We start from the raw sequence: 15,575 nt of genomic DNA on the forward strand, positions 1-15,575 counted from the left end.
GGCTTGCCCGCTGAAGACCAGCAGACTACCGTCACGTTCCCGAGCAATGGAGTGCCGCCATGGACAAGTCTTTCGCGATCAACCGCGCCAACTGGGACGAGCGCGCCGACCTGCATGCTGCCTCGCCGGATTACCAGGCGGACATCTTCGCCAGCGATCCGTCCCATCTGTCCGCCGTAGTACGCTTCGATCTGCCGCGCCTGGGCGATATCGCCGGCCTGCGCGCCGTACATCTGCAGTGCCATATCGGCACCGACACCCTGTCGCTGGCGCGTCTCGGTGCGAGCATGACCGGCCTGGACTTCTCCTCCGCCTCGCTGGCCCAGGCGCGTGGTCTGGCACAGCGTTGCGGCGCCGCCATCGAGTATGTCGAGGCCTCGGTGTACGACGCCGCCAGCGTGTTGCCGCCGGCCAGCTTCGATCTGGTGTACACCAGCATCGGCGCACTGAACTGGCTGCCGCGCATCGACGACTGGGCGCGCAATGTCGCCGCCCTGCTCAAGCCCGGTGGGCGCCTGTTCCTGCGCGAGGGCCACCCGCTGCTGTTCGCCCTGGACGAGGACTGCCAGGACCAACTGGTGATCCGCCATCCTTACTTCGAACACGTGCAGCCCATGGTGTGGGACGACGACAGCACCTATGTGCAGACCGAGCGGGCACTGACAGCCACCGTCACCCACGAGTGGAACCACGGGCTCGGCGAGATCGTCACGGCCCTGCTGCGCCACGGCCTGGATATCAGCGGCCTGGAGGAACACGACTGCATCCCCTGGGAGGCGCTGCCCGGGCAGATGGTGCTGGGCGACGACGAGGAATGGCGCCTGCGCAGCGGCCGCGAGCGCGTGCCTCTGAGCTACACGTTGCAGGCGATCCGAACCCGTTAAGGGTCTTCTGAATTAGAGCCAGACAAGGAAAAAGCGGCTGAGGAAGCGCAGTTTACGGGTGGTAAATGAGCATGACTCGCTTCGCTCGCCCCTACGGGGCCGCACTGAAGTGCGTTAGCCGCAAGCGGCTTGCCGAAGCCGCTTTTGACGCCGTATGGCCGACAGTCAGGAGAGCCTTAACGGGTTCTCAGACGTAGATGCTGATCCCGCCCTTCTCCTGCAACCAATCGCGGTAGGTGGTCAGCGAGTCGGTGCTCTTGTCGCCGTTGCTGCCGGTGAAGGCTTTGCTGTCGCCCAGGCCGGCGTCGATCAGCTTGTTCACCTGCACCAGCAGCTTGGCGGCGTCCTCGCGATCCAGCGCGGCCACATCCGGCAGCTCGATCTGGGTACTGTCGCCGCTCAGGTTGGGATTCAGCGAAGCGCGATCACTGGCCAGCTGCGGGCCACTGCCACCCTGCAGGGCACGCAACAGGCCGCCTTCGCTGCGGGCGACCATCTGCCGGGCCAGGCTGCGCAGCTCGGCAATCGGGTCCTTAGTGCTCTCGGCGGGCTTTTCCTGGCTGGCCGGCGTGGCGGCGGTGGCGGCCTTGCCACCACTGGCGAGGTAGCTGGCCAGCGGCGAGTTGTTGCTGATGGTGGTCATGGCGGTTCCCTGCTGAAGTCCGTTGCCCCTTCGTAAGCAGGATGCGGGCCATGCTGCCGCAGGCCCCATGATTACTGGCTTCGCAAGGTTTCTCGACGCAGTGGGCAGGAAAGACCTTGCCGTCGCGGGCAAGGCCTTGCCGCCCGAACCGGCTTACGGCATCGCTAGCTGGTTCTCAGCCTGGGTGACCATCTACCCGCGCCGTGCAGAACATCACCGCGTAGTGACGGAGGAACAGGGCAAACGCCAGGCACCACCCAGCGGCGGCCAGCCACAGACCATAGACGCTGAAGCCCGCCAGCAGCACGCGGCAGAGCGTTGCCCCGTGCAGCAGGGCAAAGGCCCAGGCGATGGCAGGTGGCGGCGTCAGTGGCCGGCCGGTATGGCCGAGGCTGACGCGCGCCAGCATGGCCAGGATCAACCCCCCCATGGCGCCCACCGCCAAGGCGTGGCTGGCCAGGCTCGGCTGCTGCAACAGGCCCAGGTGCCACAGGGCCATGCCGAATGCCGCCACGGCCATCCAGGCATAGGCCAAGTGCAGCGACCAGAGCAGCGGCACGCGCCAGATGCCCGGCTCGTACCAGCGCCACAGACGCAGCCCATGCAGGGCGGTCACTAGTAGGAACAGCGGCGCCAGCAGTGGCCGCGGCTGCAGGTTCAGCCCAGCGGCGTTAAGTGCGGCGATGGCCAGCGAGCCGCCGAGCAGGCTCCACATCAGCCAGGGGCTTGCCGGCGCCTGGCTGGCCAGGCCCAGGCCGCGCTGGGTGAAGAACGGAATCACCCGCCCGCCGATGATGCCCATCAGCGCCGCCACCAACCACAGTGCTGCCAAGGCGCCGCGACGCTGCAGGGCATCGTCGCCCAATGTCACGCCAGATAGGGTCAGGGCCTGGCAAGCGGCGAGCAGTACCAGCACCAGCACGATGGGCGCGTTGTGCTTCTGCCGCGCCTTGAATACCAGGCGGCCAAAGACCCACAGCAGGGCAAGGGCGAAGGCCAGTTCGATAGCCACAAGCGCCACCATGGGCAGCGGCAGGAACCAGGCCAGACGTCCAGCGACCCAGCAGGCGAACAGCGCGATCAGCGGGCGCCCGGACAGGCTAGGCAGTCCGGTCCAGGTCTGCACGGCGGTGAGCAGGAAGCCGGCAACGATCGCCAGGCCGAAGCCGAACAACATCTCGTGGCGATGCCAGGCCAGCAGGCCGCCCAGCGGTTGCAGGCTGGCGTGGCCGGACAGCGCCGCGCCCCACAGGGCCACGGCGATCAGGCCAAACAGCGCACCACCGAGAAAGAAAGGCCGGAAGCCCAGGCGCCAGAGCGGCGCGATGGCCAGGGCGGCGCTGCGCTCAAGCAACTGCACAGTTCGCCTCCCAGCCAGCCTTGCGCATGTAGTGCTGGGCGATCAGGCGCATCACGTAGCCGATCTTAAGCAGGGTCGGGCCGATCACCACGCCGGAGTGGGCGACCACCAGCGTCGGGATGCTGAGCTGGCCCTCCATGCCGTAACCGGCGCCAATGCCGGCCAGCAGGATCACCAAACCGGCAACCAGCAGTTGAGTGGATACACGCAGAACGTTTTTCGGGTAGCTGAGGAATTCGATCATGGCGGTGTCTCCCTGGAGAGCGGGGGCCGTATGTCCCCTTTGCTCTGGATGTATCAGGAAGCGTGCCAGCGAACTTAGCCCGTACTTTCAAGCACCTACGAGATCAGAGTCTTAATGACTGCCTGGAAATTGCTGTCATAAAAACAGCGCGCTGTTTTTATGACTACATCTCGTTCGACACTGTGACAGCCCGCTCGACATTCTCTGCTAACAGTCCCTTGGCCTTGAGAAAAGCCTGTATTTCGAGGCTGAGCGTATTCAGGTGTGCGTCGATCAGTTTCATGGCTTCCGGGCCAGTAGCACCGTCGGTATCTTGATCCAGTGGTACCGGCACATTCATGGTGAAGCCATAGCCACCCACGTAGCGCATCTGGCTCAGGTCGACCAGCTCAACCTGGCCACGCAGCAGAGCCCGGGGAGCCTCGCACGCCTCGTAGGTACGGTCACACTTCAGGTAATAGCCGTAGCTATTAAGAATGCGCCGGTCGGAGCCATCGTTGGAGGTCTCGTCTGCCACCATGGGCAACTGTCGAAGCAACACCAGATACTGATAGCCGGCGCCCTTCAGCGCGTGGTACTCGATACCGAACGCCTGCTGCAGATTGCTCTCCAGCGAAGGATTGGCGAATGCCAACATGGTCGGATTAGTCATCGCTCTGGGCAGCGTGATGTAGCCCTCCGCCGTCCCACCTTGTAGGCGCCGCTGGATCACCAGGCCGAGGCCGGCGATGGAGCGAGTTTCGTAGTTCCGAGGATCGTCGGCCAGGCTCGCCAAGAGCGGCTTGCCCAGCTTTTCATCCAGCTGCCAGCCCGGCTTCTCGGCCGTCTTAATGTTTTCATGCATGAAAGCGTTGCCGATCCAGACAGCTTGGCTGTTCTTGTCGAAGTCGACCATCACCGCGACCTTGCTGCCAACTGATGGAGAGACCGGTTGTGAAATGCGCTCAGGCGTAGAGGAACATCCGGCCAGAAACGCCAGCGCCATCAGCGGAGAGGAAGTACGGGCTTGCATGCTCAGTCCTTTGAGATTTTGGAAGGGGCGTAATGATACAGGCCAGTTGCCATCCATCCCAGCTACTGAAACTTTCCCGCCCAGCCGGCCACCAAAATCTTGGAGGACGAACGCCATGCCAGATCTCGAACAGGACGACAGTCAGAAAGAGCCAAACACGGTGGATGATCTACCCGATGAGGTAGTGGAAAACCTCGAGGAAGTCGCCCCGCTACCCGCCCCCATACCCGAGCCGGGACCGCTCTAGCGCCGCTGCGCTTGCCGCACTGCCGCTTCGCTAGATCGACCGGCGGTATATCCGCTCGTCCCTGATCGCTTAAACCGCCGTGGCCGATGCCGATAATCCGCTCGCGTGCCGAATCGCTGCCATTGCAGCGGCCCCTCGCGAGCGGAGCTCGATGCCGCCTGGATTGCCCATTCGTGGGCGCTGTATGACTGCACTCCGGGATCGCCATGACCAAACGATTTATCCACCGCCACCGCCGCCTGCTCGGTGGTGTTTCGCTCTGCATCGCCCTGCTCGCCATGGTCGTCGTCGGCTACTGGCAATCGATCCGCCCGACCACGCCGCCGCCCGGCGATATTTCGGCCGTCATGCTCAGCGAGCTGCAGAATTCCACCGCCCCCTGGACCGCGAACCGCCGCGACCTCTCCACCCTGGTCGGCGACATGCGCGGCGGACGCATCGCCAGCGCCGCCCTGAGCGACGAGGCGGTGTACGTCTCCACCCATGACGGCCGGCGCTACTGGCTGGCCGACCAATCCGGGCGCGTGGGCGAGATGATCCTGCGCGACTACGGCAGCGGCGCCGCGCTGTTCCCCATCGGGCTGTTCGATACCGACGGCGAGGCGCCCTGGTACCGCGAGCTGCAGGGCCAGTGGCCGTTCATTTTGCTGCTGTTGCTCGGTGCCGGGTTCGGCGTGTGGAAGCTGCGCCCGCAACAGACGCTGAAGCACAACACCGGCATCCGCTTCGCCGACGTGATCGGTGCCAGCGAGGCCAAGCAGGCCCTGCAGGACGTCACCAACTACCTGCGCGACCCGGCCGCCTTCGCCGCGCTCGGTGCGCGGCCGCCCAAGGGCGTGCTGCTGACCGGCGAGCCCGGCACCGGCAAGACCCAGCTGGCCAAGGCCCTGGCCGGCGAGTGCGGCGCGCATTTCATCCAGGTCACCGGCAGCGACTTCTCGTCGATGTACTTCGGCGTCGGCATCCACAAGGTCAAGACGCTGTTCCGCACCGCGCGCAAACATGCGCCGTGCATCGTGTTCATCGACGAGATCGACGGCATCGGCCGCCGTGGCGAGCAGAGCCGCGCCAGCGACGCCGAGGCCAACCGCATCGTCAACCAGTTCCTCACCGAGATGGACGGCTTCGCCGCCGACAGCGGCGTGCTGGTGCTCGGAGCCACCAACTTCCCCAACTCGCTGGACCCGGCCCTGCTGCGCGAGGGCCGCTTCGACCGCAATATCGCCGTGGGCCTGCCCAGCCTGGCCGACCGCGAGCAGCTGTTCCGCCTGTACGTCGGCAAGGTCAAGGCCGCCGAGGATATCGACCATGCCCTGCTGGCGCGCAACAGCGTCGGCCTGACGCCGGCGGCCATCGCCTATATCGTCAACCACGCCGCTCTGCTGGCCGCCCGGGGACATTGCGCCCAGGTGAACATGCGCCACTGCGTGGAAGCCCTGGAAACCTGCCGCATCGGCGAGCAGCCGCTGGGCGTCAGCGCCCTGTCGGAGGCCGAGCGCACCCGCATCGCCGTGCACGAGGCCGGTCACGCCATCGTCGCCGCCGCGCTCAACTGCGGGCGGGTGGAGAAGGTCACCATCCTGCCGCGCGGCCAGGCCCTGGGCGTGACCCTGGTCACGCCGGTGGAGGACAAGCGCCTGCACCTGGAATCCGAGCTGCGCGCGCGCATCCAGATGCTGCTGGCCGGCCGCGGCGCCGAGCGTCTGCATTTCGCCGAGATTTCCTCCGGCGCCGGCCAGGACCTGCACGAAGCCAGCAAGCTGGCGCTGTCCATGGTCGCCGCCCTGGGCATGGGCCCGAAGGGCTCGCTGCTGAGCCTGCAGGCGGTGCGCGAGGCGCACCTGGACAGCGACCCGCGCGAGGCATTGGCGGCTGCCGACCAGTTGCTGCAGGACCTCGACCACGACTGTCTGGCCCTGCTAAAACGCCTGCGCCCGGCACTGGAACACATCACCCAGCGCCTGCTGGAAGAGGAGACGGTGGCCGGCGAGGAAGTGCTGAACGCCGTGCGCGCATTGCTCGACGACCCGCTCGCTGCGCCCCACCCGCATCCGGCCCGTCCCTGCCACCTGGAGCGGGTCGCGGCCAGCCCGATGGTCGAGTTCGATCCGTTCTTCGACCTGGCGGTGGAGGAGCCGCAACCCGGCCCGGGAATGGCGTGAAGCAGTCGGCAACCCGGCACCGCCCGGCGCCGGGCGTGCCATGGACGGGCGGTTTGCGTTAGGCTCTGCGCCTCTTCAACTGGAGGTAATTCCCATGGCCCGCGCCACTGCCCGTCACATCCTGGTTTCCAGCGAAGCCAAGTGCAATGAACTGAAAGCCGCCATCCAGGGCGGTGCCGACTTCGCCCAGGTGGCCAAGGACAACTCCACCTGCCCGTCCAGCCGCGACGGCGGCAACCTCGGCACCTTCGGCCCCGGCCAGATGGTCCGCGAGTTCGACCAGGTGGTGTTCAGCGCCCCGGTCGGCGAAGTCCAGGGCCCGGTCAAGACCCAGTTCGGCTACCACCTGGTGGAAGTCACTGCCCGTCAGGACTGATGCATCCGGCGGAGGCTAGTCCTCCGCCACTCTCCACAACGTCGGCCACTCGCCCGGGTTGCCCGACGCACAGCGCGACATCAGCTGATAGGACTTCACCCCGAAGCGCTCGCCATCGAAGCGCCAGCTGCCAGCCTCGCCGCAATCGCCCACACCCCGCGCCTTCACCCGGTACTGCAGGATTCCCGTCTGCGGGTCGTATTCGACCCAGCCGGTTGGCTCGCTGCCGTGCAGCGGTAACGGATCCAGGCGCAACTCCACCTCCTGATAGGGCGGCTCACGCTGAACCCGGTACAGCGAGTACTCGCAGTTATAAGCCGCGCACCAGCTGCGTACCAGCACCAGCGCCTCGCTCGCGCTCAGGGCGAAGGCCTCGCCCACGGCAACCTCGCCCATTTCCTCCTCCTGCTGCGGATCACGAGTCGCCTGCAGCACCGCCTGCACGATGCGCTCGGCCTCGGCCGCCGGCATCGGCGCGGTTCCGGGATAGGCAGGCAGCTTTGCCAATGGCGGTGCTGGCGGCACCTCGGAGTCCGCACGGGCGCCGGGGCGATAGAGCGCGCCGCGGCTGTCCAGGCGGCCCTGCACCGAGTCCATCAGCAGCAACGCGGCGGACAGGCCACTTAGCGATACCGCCACCTCCTCGCCGCCATCCACCGCCATGCGCAGCCGACCGGCTTTGCGCAGTTCGGCCAGCAAGCCTCGCGCCGCCTCGTCATGGGCTTCCAGGATCAGCTCATTCTCGGCCGGCACCCGCCGCAGGGCGTTGGTCAGCGCATCCGGCAGCGGCCGCTCGTCCGCCAGCAGCGGGAAGTATTGGGTCTGGCCGGCATACACCAGGCGCAGGCGCGGCTGGCCCGCCGGGCCGGCATCACGCTGCAGCACCAGCCGTAGCGCGCTGTAGTCGCTGGCCTGCCCGGCACTGAGGGCCTGGCAACGGCGACCGTTGTCGCAGGCCACTACCCAATCCTTGATCTCGCGATACAGCGGCACCGCCTCGGGCGCAGGCTCGGGCGCGGCCTGGGCAACGCAGGCCAGCAGGCACAGGGGTAACAGACGTAACGAAGCGGGCATGGCGGCTCCTTGCGCATGGCCTGATGGCAGCAGCTTGGCACAGCCGAGGCGAAAACTGGTTGAGCGTTCCGCCCGCTTCGCCGGTCGCAAGTTAGGAAGTACCTTGCCGAGGACTCTTCCATGACTTGCCGACTGCCTTGCCTCTCCGCCCTGCTACTCGCCATCTGCGCCCCGCTGTACGCAGCCGACGAACCGCTCGACAGCACTGGCCAGATCAAAGACGACCAGTACCACGCCGTCCTGGCCGGCGACTGGCGTTCCCCCGAGCATCGCCTGCGCGACCCCGATCGCCGACCGATGGAAACCCTGCGCTTCTTCGACCTTTCGCCGACCCAGACCCTGATCGAAATCAGCCCCGGCGACGGCTGGTACAGCGAGATCCTCGCCCCGCTGCTGCGCGACAAGGGCCAGTACAGCGCCGCGCTACGCCGCAGCGATGATGCCGAACAACGCGAAGCCGCCAGCGCCCTGCGCAACAAGTTCGAGCAGGACGCCAAGCGCTACGACAAGGCCCGCCTCATCGAATTCGACCCGCGGGCGCCCAAGCTCGGCGAGCCGGAGTCGGTCGACCTGGTGGTGAGCTTCGACGACCTGCACAACTGGGAAGAAACCGGCAGCGAAAAGGCGATGTTCAGCGCCATCTACCAGGTGCTCAAACCCGGCGGCAAACTCGGTATCACCGCCTACCGGGGCGCCAAGAACGCCACCCTGGAGCAGACCAAGGGCACCGGCTACCTGCCCACCGACCACGTGATCGGCCAGGCCAAGGATGCCGGCTTCGTCCTCGCCACCATCGAGCAGATGCACTCCAACCCGCGTGACACCCGCGACCACCCCAACGGTGCCTGGAGCCTGCCACCCCACCTCAAGGGCGGTGCCGAGGAACGCAGCAAGTACGAGAAGATCGGCGAACCCGATCGCATGACCCTGCTGTTCGTCAAACCGAGCGAGCCAAGGCCTGAGTGATCAGCGCGACCAGAAGCGCTGGTCCAGCCCCGGGCACGGTATTGGCCACCAGGCAACTACCGAGACGCATGAGCGCGGCCCGAAGGGGCCGCCTCCGGTTCGCCACCCGAGGCCTCGCTGACAACCCTGTGCCGGTCTGCCGTGCACGGGGTTTTCTTTTGCCTGGCCAGTGGCGAAACTGCGCGCCCTTCTCCCTCCAGGAGACGCCGCATGGAACGCGTCGCAGCCACACCTCGCTCGAAGCTGAAGCTCGCCCTGTCCCTCTTCGCCCTGCTGGCCGCCGCAGCCGTGGCCTACGCCGAGTGGCTCGCCCTGCCCGGCTTCCGCTCGCTGTTCGATAGCTTCGGCGACATTCCCTGGCTCAGCCGCTGGGTGGTCGAGCATCCTAAGGAAGTCTGGATATCCCTGCGCGGAGCACTGATTCATAACTTCACCGCAATCTGCGCCTGGCTGTGGATCAGAGATCCCTCGGTCTCGGTCATGCTGGGGCTGGCCACCGCCTTCACCTGGGCATGCCTGGCCGTGGTGCTGGTCGCTTTTTACCTGCCGCTGCTGACCATCGCCGTCTGAGAGCGAAATCGTTAGAATCTGCCCCCTCAGCTCGCCCCGCCGCGCGGGGCTCCGTCAGACGCAACCCGCGAGAACACCGCCATGGGCGCACAGTGGAAAGCCAAACCTAAAGAAGCCGCAGCCAACGCCAGGGGCAAGATTTTCGGTCGCCTGGTCAAGGAGATCATGGTCGCCGCCCGTAACGGCGCCGATCCGGACACCAACGCCAAGCTGCGCGTCGCCGTCCACGCGGCCAAGAAAGCTTCGATGCCCAAGGACACCCTGGAGCGCGCGATCAAGAAAGGCGCCGGCCTGCTCGGTGAGACCGTCAACTTCGAGCGCACCACCTACGAAGGCTTCGCCCCGCACCAGGTGCCGGTGATCGTCGAATGCCTGACCGACAACCTGAACCGCACCGTGGCGGAAATCCGCGTGCTGTTCCGCAAGGGCCAGATGGGCGCTTCCGGCTCGGTGAGCTGGGACTTCAGCCACGTCGGCATGATCGAAGCCTCTACCGACAGCGGCGCCGACCCTGAACTGGCCGCCATCGAGGCCGGTGCCCAGGACTTCGAGCCGGCCGAGGAAGGCGACACCCTGTTCATCACCGAAATGACCGACCTCGACGCCGTGTGCAAGGCCCTGCCGGAGCATGGTTTCACCGTCAACTCGGCGAAGATCGGCTACATCCCGAAGAACCCGGTCAGCGGTCTGAGCGACGCGCAGATGGAAGAAGTCGAGGCCTTCCTCGAAGCCCTCGACAACCACGACGACGTGCAGAACGTCTACGTCGGCCTCGCCGGTTAATCGCCGCGCGTGAACCGCAGCCAGTTCCACCAGCAACACGCCGCCCGCGCCGAGGCCGAAGCCCGACGCCTGCTGGCGGAGCGCGCCAACCTCGGCGCGCGCTGGCTGGACTGGGTGGCGGCCGAGCTGTACCGCCTCACCCCGCCCGAATATGCAGCGATGGTGCGCCGTGAGCTGCAGCGCCTGAATACTCCGTAAGCCCCCCGCCTATGGCCGCACACGACCATCTGCGTCTTCTGCCGCCCAGCGGCAAAGCCTGGCGACGCACGAGCAAACCACCCGCGCACTTCGCGACTATGCTCTAAGCAGTGCACAGGTCAGGCTGGCTCAGCCTGGGAGGTGGAGATGACCGTCGAACCATGCCATTCAAACTGAATCGCCATTTTCGGAGGACTCCACCATGAGCAAAGGTCTGGATCGGCACAAAGAGGCGAAGAAAAAGCCTCTCAAGACCTCCCAGGAAAAACGCATGGCCAAGCGCAGCAAGAAATCCGGCAGCACCCTGCTCGGCAGCCACGCCCCTTCCAGCTAACCCTCCAGCACCCGGCCAACGCCGGGTGCTTCGTTTCATCCCCCCAGAACAACCAGAGCCTCTGCCGGCGTAGGCCTGGCCAGGCGCCAGTACCCATTCGTCCAGAACCGAGCGCAACGCTGAACTTCCCGGCGTAGACGGGTCGGAACCCCGACCGTTACGTTTACCTCAAGGAGGACCCGATGCTCGACCTGACCACCTGGAACCTGACCATTCCCGCCAGCGAATCGGCCACGGTGATCACCACCGAACGCCTCAACAAGGGCTACAGCAGCCAGTACTTCCGCCCGCAGAACAGCAGCGTGCGCTTCTGGGTGCCGGTCACCGGCGCCTCCACCGAGAACTCCCGCTACCCACGCAGCGAGCTGCGCGAAACCTGGCCCAACGGCGAGCTGCGCAACTGGTACCACGGCGACGCCGACAACCTGCTCAGTGCCGAGCTGACGGTCAACCAGGTGCCGAGCAAGAACAAGCTGGTGATCGGCCAGATCCACAGCATCAACCGTCCCGGCGATGTCGGCGAGCCGCTGGTGAAGCTGCAGTATCACTACCGCCCCGAGCTCAACAGCGGCAGCATCGAGGCCCTGGTGCGCAAGCATCCTGACGATGAGCATGTGCAGAACGTCATGCTGGTGAACGATGTGACACTCGACGAGCGCTTCGCCTATCGCCTGCGCCTCACGCCTAGCGGCCGCCTGGCCATCGCCGTGTACAGCGACGATGACAATGGCGCCTACCACCGGCAGATCGCCTCCAGCTGGAGCAAGCAGCTTCTTTACTTCAAGGCCGGCACCTACGCCCAGGACAACACCGGAAGCAGCGCCGAAGGCGGCCGCGCGACCTTCTACCAGCTCGATATCGAGCACCGGAGGCCGTAACCACGGCGTCGGCGCCGGGCTTGATCCAGAGCAAGGCGCCGCCCAGACCATTGGCTAGGATGGCCGGCAAAAAATACCTAGAGTCCCTTGCGCGCAACCCTCGACAACATCCACAGGAGGTTTGCATGAGCATCACATCGTCCACCATCTGCGCCGCCGCCGACGCCCTGCAGGGCCTGGTCGGCTACAACGCCAAGAGCGGCCAGCACATCGTGCGCTTCAGCGAGGACTCCTTCGGCCTCGACGTCACCGAAAACAGCATCCAGCCCTGCGCCGAATTCGTCTGGCAGCCGCTCAAGGGCGCGCTGATGACCCTCAGCCGCGAGCGCCTTGGCCTGCTCCTGGAGCAGCGCATCGACGAGCGCCTGAACATCTCCGAGCCGCTGCTGGTGTATCTGCGCCGCAGCGACCTGCCGGAGATCATCGCCGAGCGCCGTCGCACCTGAGCGACCGCACGGGCCCCTGCAGTCGGCGCGCGCCACCCGGGCTGGCATAATGCGCGCACCATGAGGATGCGCAAGTGCGCATCGCCCACGAAAGGATTGCAATCGATGCCTGTGCGGCGTCTGACCTGGCTGCTGGCCCTGCTGCTGAGCACCGCGCCCTGCCTGGCCGCGGACGGCGTGTTGCGCTACCCACGCGCGCCGATCGGCGACGAGTTCCGCCCCACCTACCCGCTGGCGCAGTTGCAGCTGGCCCTGGACAAGGTCGGCAGCAGCCTGCGCATCACCCCCTCGCAGCACCATATGGAACAGCAGCGCGCCCTGCTCAGCCTGGAACAGGGCGAGGCGGTGGACGTGGTCTGGACCATGACCAGCCTGGAGCGCGAGCGACGCCTGCTGCCGGTGCGCATTCCGCTGGACAAGGGCTTGTATGGCTGGCGCATCGCCCTGCTGCGGGCGGACCAGCCGAATCTGCTGCAAGGCGTGCGCAACCTGAACGACTTGCGCCAGCTGCGCGCCGGCCAGGGCCACGACTGGCCGGACACCAATATCCTGCGCGGCCACGGCCTGCGGGTGGAGGTCAGCTCCAGCTACGAGAGCCTGTTCCTGATGCTGGAAGCCGGGCGTTTCGACTATTTCCCGCGGGCCGTGCTGGAGGTGGAGGACGAGCTGCGGCACAACCAGCAGCGCCCATTGTTAGCCGACAGCCACCTGGTGCTGCACTACCCCACCGCGCTGTATTTCTTCTTCTCGCCGCACGATCCGCAGCTGGCGGAAACCGTGCGCCAGGGCCTGGAACTGGCCCTGGCCGATGGCTCCTTCGAGCAGGTGTTCCAGCAGTACCACGGCGCCGACCTGCGCCGCGTGGCGCTGCCGCGGCGCCAGGTGATCGAGCTGGACAATCCGCTGCTGCCTGCGCAGACCCCGCTGCAGCGCCGCGAGCTGTGGTATCGCCCCTAAGAACCTGCGATCTCCTGACTGTCGGCCATACGGCGTTAAAAGCGGCCTGGATCGCCAGCCCGGTCGGAATTCTCATTTACACTCGTAAACTCGCGTGCGAGCCCAGTGCGCTTCCTCGACCGCTTTTGCGGGGCCGCCTAGGCCTTGTCTGGCTCTAATCCAGAAGATCGTAAGCAGGCTCTCACGCCTACTGCTCGGGCACGGTACCGCTGATCGCATTGCGACTGTGCGCACCGAAGTGGCGGAACAGCTGCACCAGCATCGCCTCCAGGGCCGGATCGGACTGCACCGCCTGCAGGCGATTGCCCTCGCTGAAGCCCTTGGCGCTGTCGCCGCGGGCCATCCAGGAGCCGATCAGCGCGTCGAGCTCGTCCGCACGCGCATGGGATTCCGCCGCCACCACCTGGGCCGCGTAGTCCACGTCGAAGGCCGGGTAGCCGGCATCGTCATCGCGCTCGGCATAGGCCGTCAGCAACGGATGCTGCACCTGGCCAGCCTCCAGCAACGCCTGCATGCGGTCGAACTGGTACTGCTCGATGGCGGTGTGGCGGTCGGCCACGCGCTTGATCGCCGCCTCGCGCTCCTCGGGGTAGCCGGCCTCTGCCTTGGCCGCGATCAGCACCATGCCGGTGGTGTCCACGCCTGGCAGCACGCTGGCGTGGTACGGCTGGGTGAGGTCCTGCAGGTAGTGCATGGCCCAGCCGAGGAAGCGATAGCCCCAGTACGGATGGCCGCTGGCGAAGGCCAGGCGCGCCAGGCCGCTGTACTGGTACACGCGCCAGTGCGGCAGGGTCTGTCTCAGGTAAGGCGCGGCGGCGAAGATCAGCGCCGACTCGTGGTAGTAGCCGATATGGAACGGCGCCTGGGAGGAATACTCGAAGCGCGCATCGCCGAACGGCTGCGGGCCGAAGTTGTAGCGCTGGCCGACGGCACCCGGGTTGTCGCTGAACAGGTTGATGTCGTGGCCGTAGTCCGGCTCGTCCGCGGCGCTGGCCACCACCTGCAGGGCCGCGACCTTCTCGCCATCCTTCAAGCCCAGGTAGCGCCAGTGGGTCCAGGGCCCGACCTTGTGGAACACCAGCACATCCTCGCCGCTCAGCAGCGGGCGGCCACCGGCATCCTGCCCCGGCAGTTGCTGGATGAAGCTGGCCAGCTTGATCTGCGGGTTGATGCGCAGGGCCTGGAGGAAGGCGGCACGCCGATCGCCAGCACCGGCCGCCTGCCAGCGCAGCTCGTCCGGGCGAGCCGGGTAGTAGGAGAAATGCTCGCGGGCATAGTTCTCCTGCTCGTCCAGCAGACGCTCGATGGCCGGCGCCTGGTCGGCGAGGAAGGCCTCCAGCGGCTCCACCGTCACCTCCTGGCGCAGCTCGGGCATCTCGCGCAGGGCCAGCAGGCTGCCCAGCGAGTGGTTGGACCAGGCCAAGGCATGGGAGGACAGGCCGGCCAGCAGGCCGGCGCAGGACAGCAGAACGAGTGACTTCACGGCTACTCCGATGCGTGAGGAGAAGCGGCCAAGGCTAACCCCGCCAGCCTCGCCAGACACTGTCAGGCTGCGCCAGCGGCACTCACCGATCAGGCATCAGAGCAGTGCAGCGGCAGCCAGTCCACCGGCGATCAGCAGCACACCGATCACCAGGGCGATGCGCAGCGCTCCGCTACCGGCCTTGGCGGCAGGGGCCGCCTGAGCGCGTGCGGCGGCGCGCAGCGGGTTGGCCGTGGGTGCGGCGCTGCTCGCCGGCCGCGCCTGGGGCTTGGCTTTGGGCGTGGGCAGGTCGACGGCGCGCACGAACACCGTGGCGTCCTCGCTCTCCTCCTGCGCTTCCTGGGCGTCCACTTTGGGCCCGATCACCAGCAGGATCACCGAACCCATGCGCACCTGATCGCCCGGCTTGAGCACCGCAGCGGCGCTCTTCTCGCCGTTGACCAGCACGCCATTGGCCGAGGCCAGGTCCTTGACCTCCAGCACGTCGTCGCGCAGAAAAAACTCGCAATGCCGGCGCGACAGCTGGGCATCGCTGAAGCACAGCTCGCACTTGACCGAGCGACCGAAGGTCATCGAGCCGCTGACGTGAAACTTCTTGCCCTCGTGCTCGCCCTGCATCACCTGGAGGAACCAGCGCTGGCTGGCCTCGGCCTGCGCCTTGGCCTTGCCCGGATCGACCAGCAGCAGCTCGACCTCGCCCAGGCGCACGCGGTCCTCGGAGCGCAGCTGGTAGCGGCTGCCGATGCGTTCGTCGTTGACGAAGGTGCCCAGCTCGCTGTCGCAGTCGCTGATGTAGTAGAGGCCGCCGTCCTGGCGGATCTCGGCGTGGAATGCGTTGATCCCAGCATCGTCCAGGACCAGGTTGTTGCGTCGGTCCTGGCCCAGGGTGAAGCGTTCCTCGACCAGCCAGACCGGGGCCTGGCGACTGTCCTTGAAGTGCAGCTTGAGCATGTATGGG

18 protein-coding genes are annotated in these 15,575 nt (G+C 66.5%); 11 read left to right on the plus strand and 7 right to left on the minus strand.

Translation table 11 applies throughout. From position 1 onward, the window contains the following. Positions 1-59: 59 nt before the first annotated feature. Positions 60-884: a class I SAM-dependent methyltransferase gene (locus N7607_RS15110; protein WP_279867978.1), complete on the plus strand. Its 825-nt coding sequence runs from the start codon at positions 60-62 to the stop codon at positions 882-884. 187 nt (positions 885-1,071) lie between these two features. Here N7607_RS15110 and N7607_RS15115 read toward each other — a convergent pair whose 3' ends face one another. The 4 genes from N7607_RS15115 to N7607_RS15130 form a co-directional block, all read right to left on the minus strand. Continuing rightward, positions 1,072-1,527 (minus strand): hypothetical protein, encoded by a 456-nt coding sequence (locus N7607_RS15115; RefSeq protein WP_279867977.1) that lies wholly within the window; start codon positions 1,525-1,527, stop codon positions 1,072-1,074. Positions 1,528-1,702: 175 nt separating this feature from the next. After that, complete coding sequence (locus N7607_RS15120) at positions 1,703-2,887, minus strand: NnrS family protein (RefSeq protein ID WP_279867976.1); 1,185 nt, start codon at positions 2,885-2,887, stop codon at positions 1,703-1,705. Then, on the minus strand, positions 2,874-3,131 hold the full coding sequence (locus N7607_RS15125; RefSeq protein WP_279867974.1) for a transmembrane sensor/regulator PpyR: 258 nt from the start codon (positions 3,129-3,131) through the stop codon (positions 2,874-2,876). Before N7607_RS15125 ends, N7607_RS15120 begins: the two co-directional genes overlap by 14 nt. A 163-nt stretch (positions 3,132-3,294) precedes the next feature. Further along, the gene (locus N7607_RS15130) at positions 3,295-4,260 is read right to left on the minus strand and encodes a hypothetical protein (protein ID WP_279867972.1); all 966 of its coding nucleotides are present in this window, start codon (positions 4,258-4,260) and stop codon (positions 3,295-3,297) included. A gap of 336 nt (positions 4,261-4,596) precedes the next feature. On the opposite strand from N7607_RS15130, the gene N7607_RS15135 reads away from it, so the two are divergent. Together N7607_RS15135 and N7607_RS15140 are read left to right on the plus strand one after the other, a co-directional pair. Continuing rightward, complete coding sequence (locus N7607_RS15135) at positions 4,597-6,552, plus strand: AAA family ATPase (protein WP_279867970.1); 1,956 nt, start codon at positions 4,597-4,599, stop codon at positions 6,550-6,552. Between the two features lie 94 nt (positions 6,553-6,646). Further along, complete coding sequence (locus N7607_RS15140) at positions 6,647-6,928, plus strand: peptidylprolyl isomerase (protein WP_137971520.1); 282 nt, start codon at positions 6,647-6,649, stop codon at positions 6,926-6,928. 15 nt (positions 6,929-6,943) lie between these two features. Here the strand turns inward: N7607_RS15140 and N7607_RS15145 are convergent, their stop codons facing one another. Then, complete coding sequence (locus N7607_RS15145; RefSeq protein WP_279867969.1) at positions 6,944-8,002, minus strand: DUF1176 domain-containing protein; 1,059 nt, start codon at positions 8,000-8,002, stop codon at positions 6,944-6,946. Between the two features lie 120 nt (positions 8,003-8,122). On the opposite strand from N7607_RS15145, the gene N7607_RS15150 reads away from it, so the two are divergent. From N7607_RS15150 to N7607_RS15185, 8 genes are all read left to right on the plus strand, one after another. Then, complete coding sequence (locus N7607_RS15150) at positions 8,123-8,968, plus strand: methyltransferase domain-containing protein (RefSeq protein ID WP_279867968.1); 846 nt, start codon at positions 8,123-8,125, stop codon at positions 8,966-8,968. A gap of 210 nt (positions 8,969-9,178) precedes the next feature. Beyond that, positions 9,179-9,538: a hypothetical protein gene (locus tag N7607_RS15155; RefSeq protein WP_279867967.1), complete on the plus strand. Its 360-nt coding sequence runs from the start codon at positions 9,179-9,181 to the stop codon at positions 9,536-9,538. Positions 9,539-9,619: 81 nt separating this feature from the next. Further along, on the plus strand, positions 9,620-10,321 hold the full coding sequence (locus N7607_RS15160) for a YebC/PmpR family DNA-binding transcriptional regulator (protein WP_192397592.1): 702 nt from the start codon (positions 9,620-9,622) through the stop codon (positions 10,319-10,321). 9 nt (positions 10,322-10,330) lie between these two features. After that, positions 10,331-10,519: a hypothetical protein gene (locus tag N7607_RS15165; protein ID WP_279867966.1), complete on the plus strand. Its 189-nt coding sequence runs from the start codon at positions 10,331-10,333 to the stop codon at positions 10,517-10,519. A gap of 202 nt (positions 10,520-10,721) precedes the next feature. Next, positions 10,722-10,853 carry a hypothetical protein gene (locus N7607_RS15170; RefSeq protein WP_279867965.1) on the plus strand — a complete coding sequence of 44 codons (132 nt, stop codon included), beginning with the start codon at positions 10,722-10,724 and terminating at the stop codon, positions 10,851-10,853. Between the two features lie 182 nt (positions 10,854-11,035). Continuing rightward, complete coding sequence (locus tag N7607_RS15175; RefSeq protein ID WP_279867964.1) at positions 11,036-11,731, plus strand: polysaccharide lyase family 7 protein; 696 nt, start codon at positions 11,036-11,038, stop codon at positions 11,729-11,731. A gap of 125 nt (positions 11,732-11,856) precedes the next feature. After that, positions 11,857-12,177 carry a DUF2025 family protein gene (locus tag N7607_RS15180; protein WP_279867963.1) on the plus strand — a complete coding sequence of 107 codons (321 nt, stop codon included), beginning with the start codon at positions 11,857-11,859 and terminating at the stop codon, positions 12,175-12,177. Positions 12,178-12,282: 105 nt separating this feature from the next. Further along, a complete protein-coding gene (locus N7607_RS15185) occupies positions 12,283-13,134 on the plus strand; it encodes a transporter substrate-binding domain-containing protein (RefSeq protein ID WP_279867962.1) in 852 nt (283 codons plus the stop codon). Positions 13,135-13,321: 187 nt separating this feature from the next. On the opposite strand, the gene N7607_RS15190 is transcribed toward N7607_RS15185, so the two are convergent. Together N7607_RS15190 and N7607_RS15195 are read right to left on the minus strand one after the other, a co-directional pair. Beyond that, positions 13,322-14,617 (minus strand): phospholipase, encoded by a 1,296-nt coding sequence (locus N7607_RS15190; protein WP_279867960.1) that lies wholly within the window; start codon positions 14,615-14,617, stop codon positions 13,322-13,324. Positions 14,618-14,713: 96 nt separating this feature from the next. Beyond that, positions 14,714-15,568, minus strand: a complete 855-nt coding sequence (locus N7607_RS15195; protein ID WP_279867958.1) for an FHA domain-containing protein — start codon at positions 15,566-15,568, stop codon at positions 14,714-14,716. Between the last annotated feature and the right edge of the window lie 7 nt (positions 15,569-15,575).

It is taken from the genome of Pseudomonas sp. GD04019, assembly GCF_029837695.1.
GTDB lineage: Bacteria > Pseudomonadota > Gammaproteobacteria > Pseudomonadales > Pseudomonadaceae > Aquipseudomonas.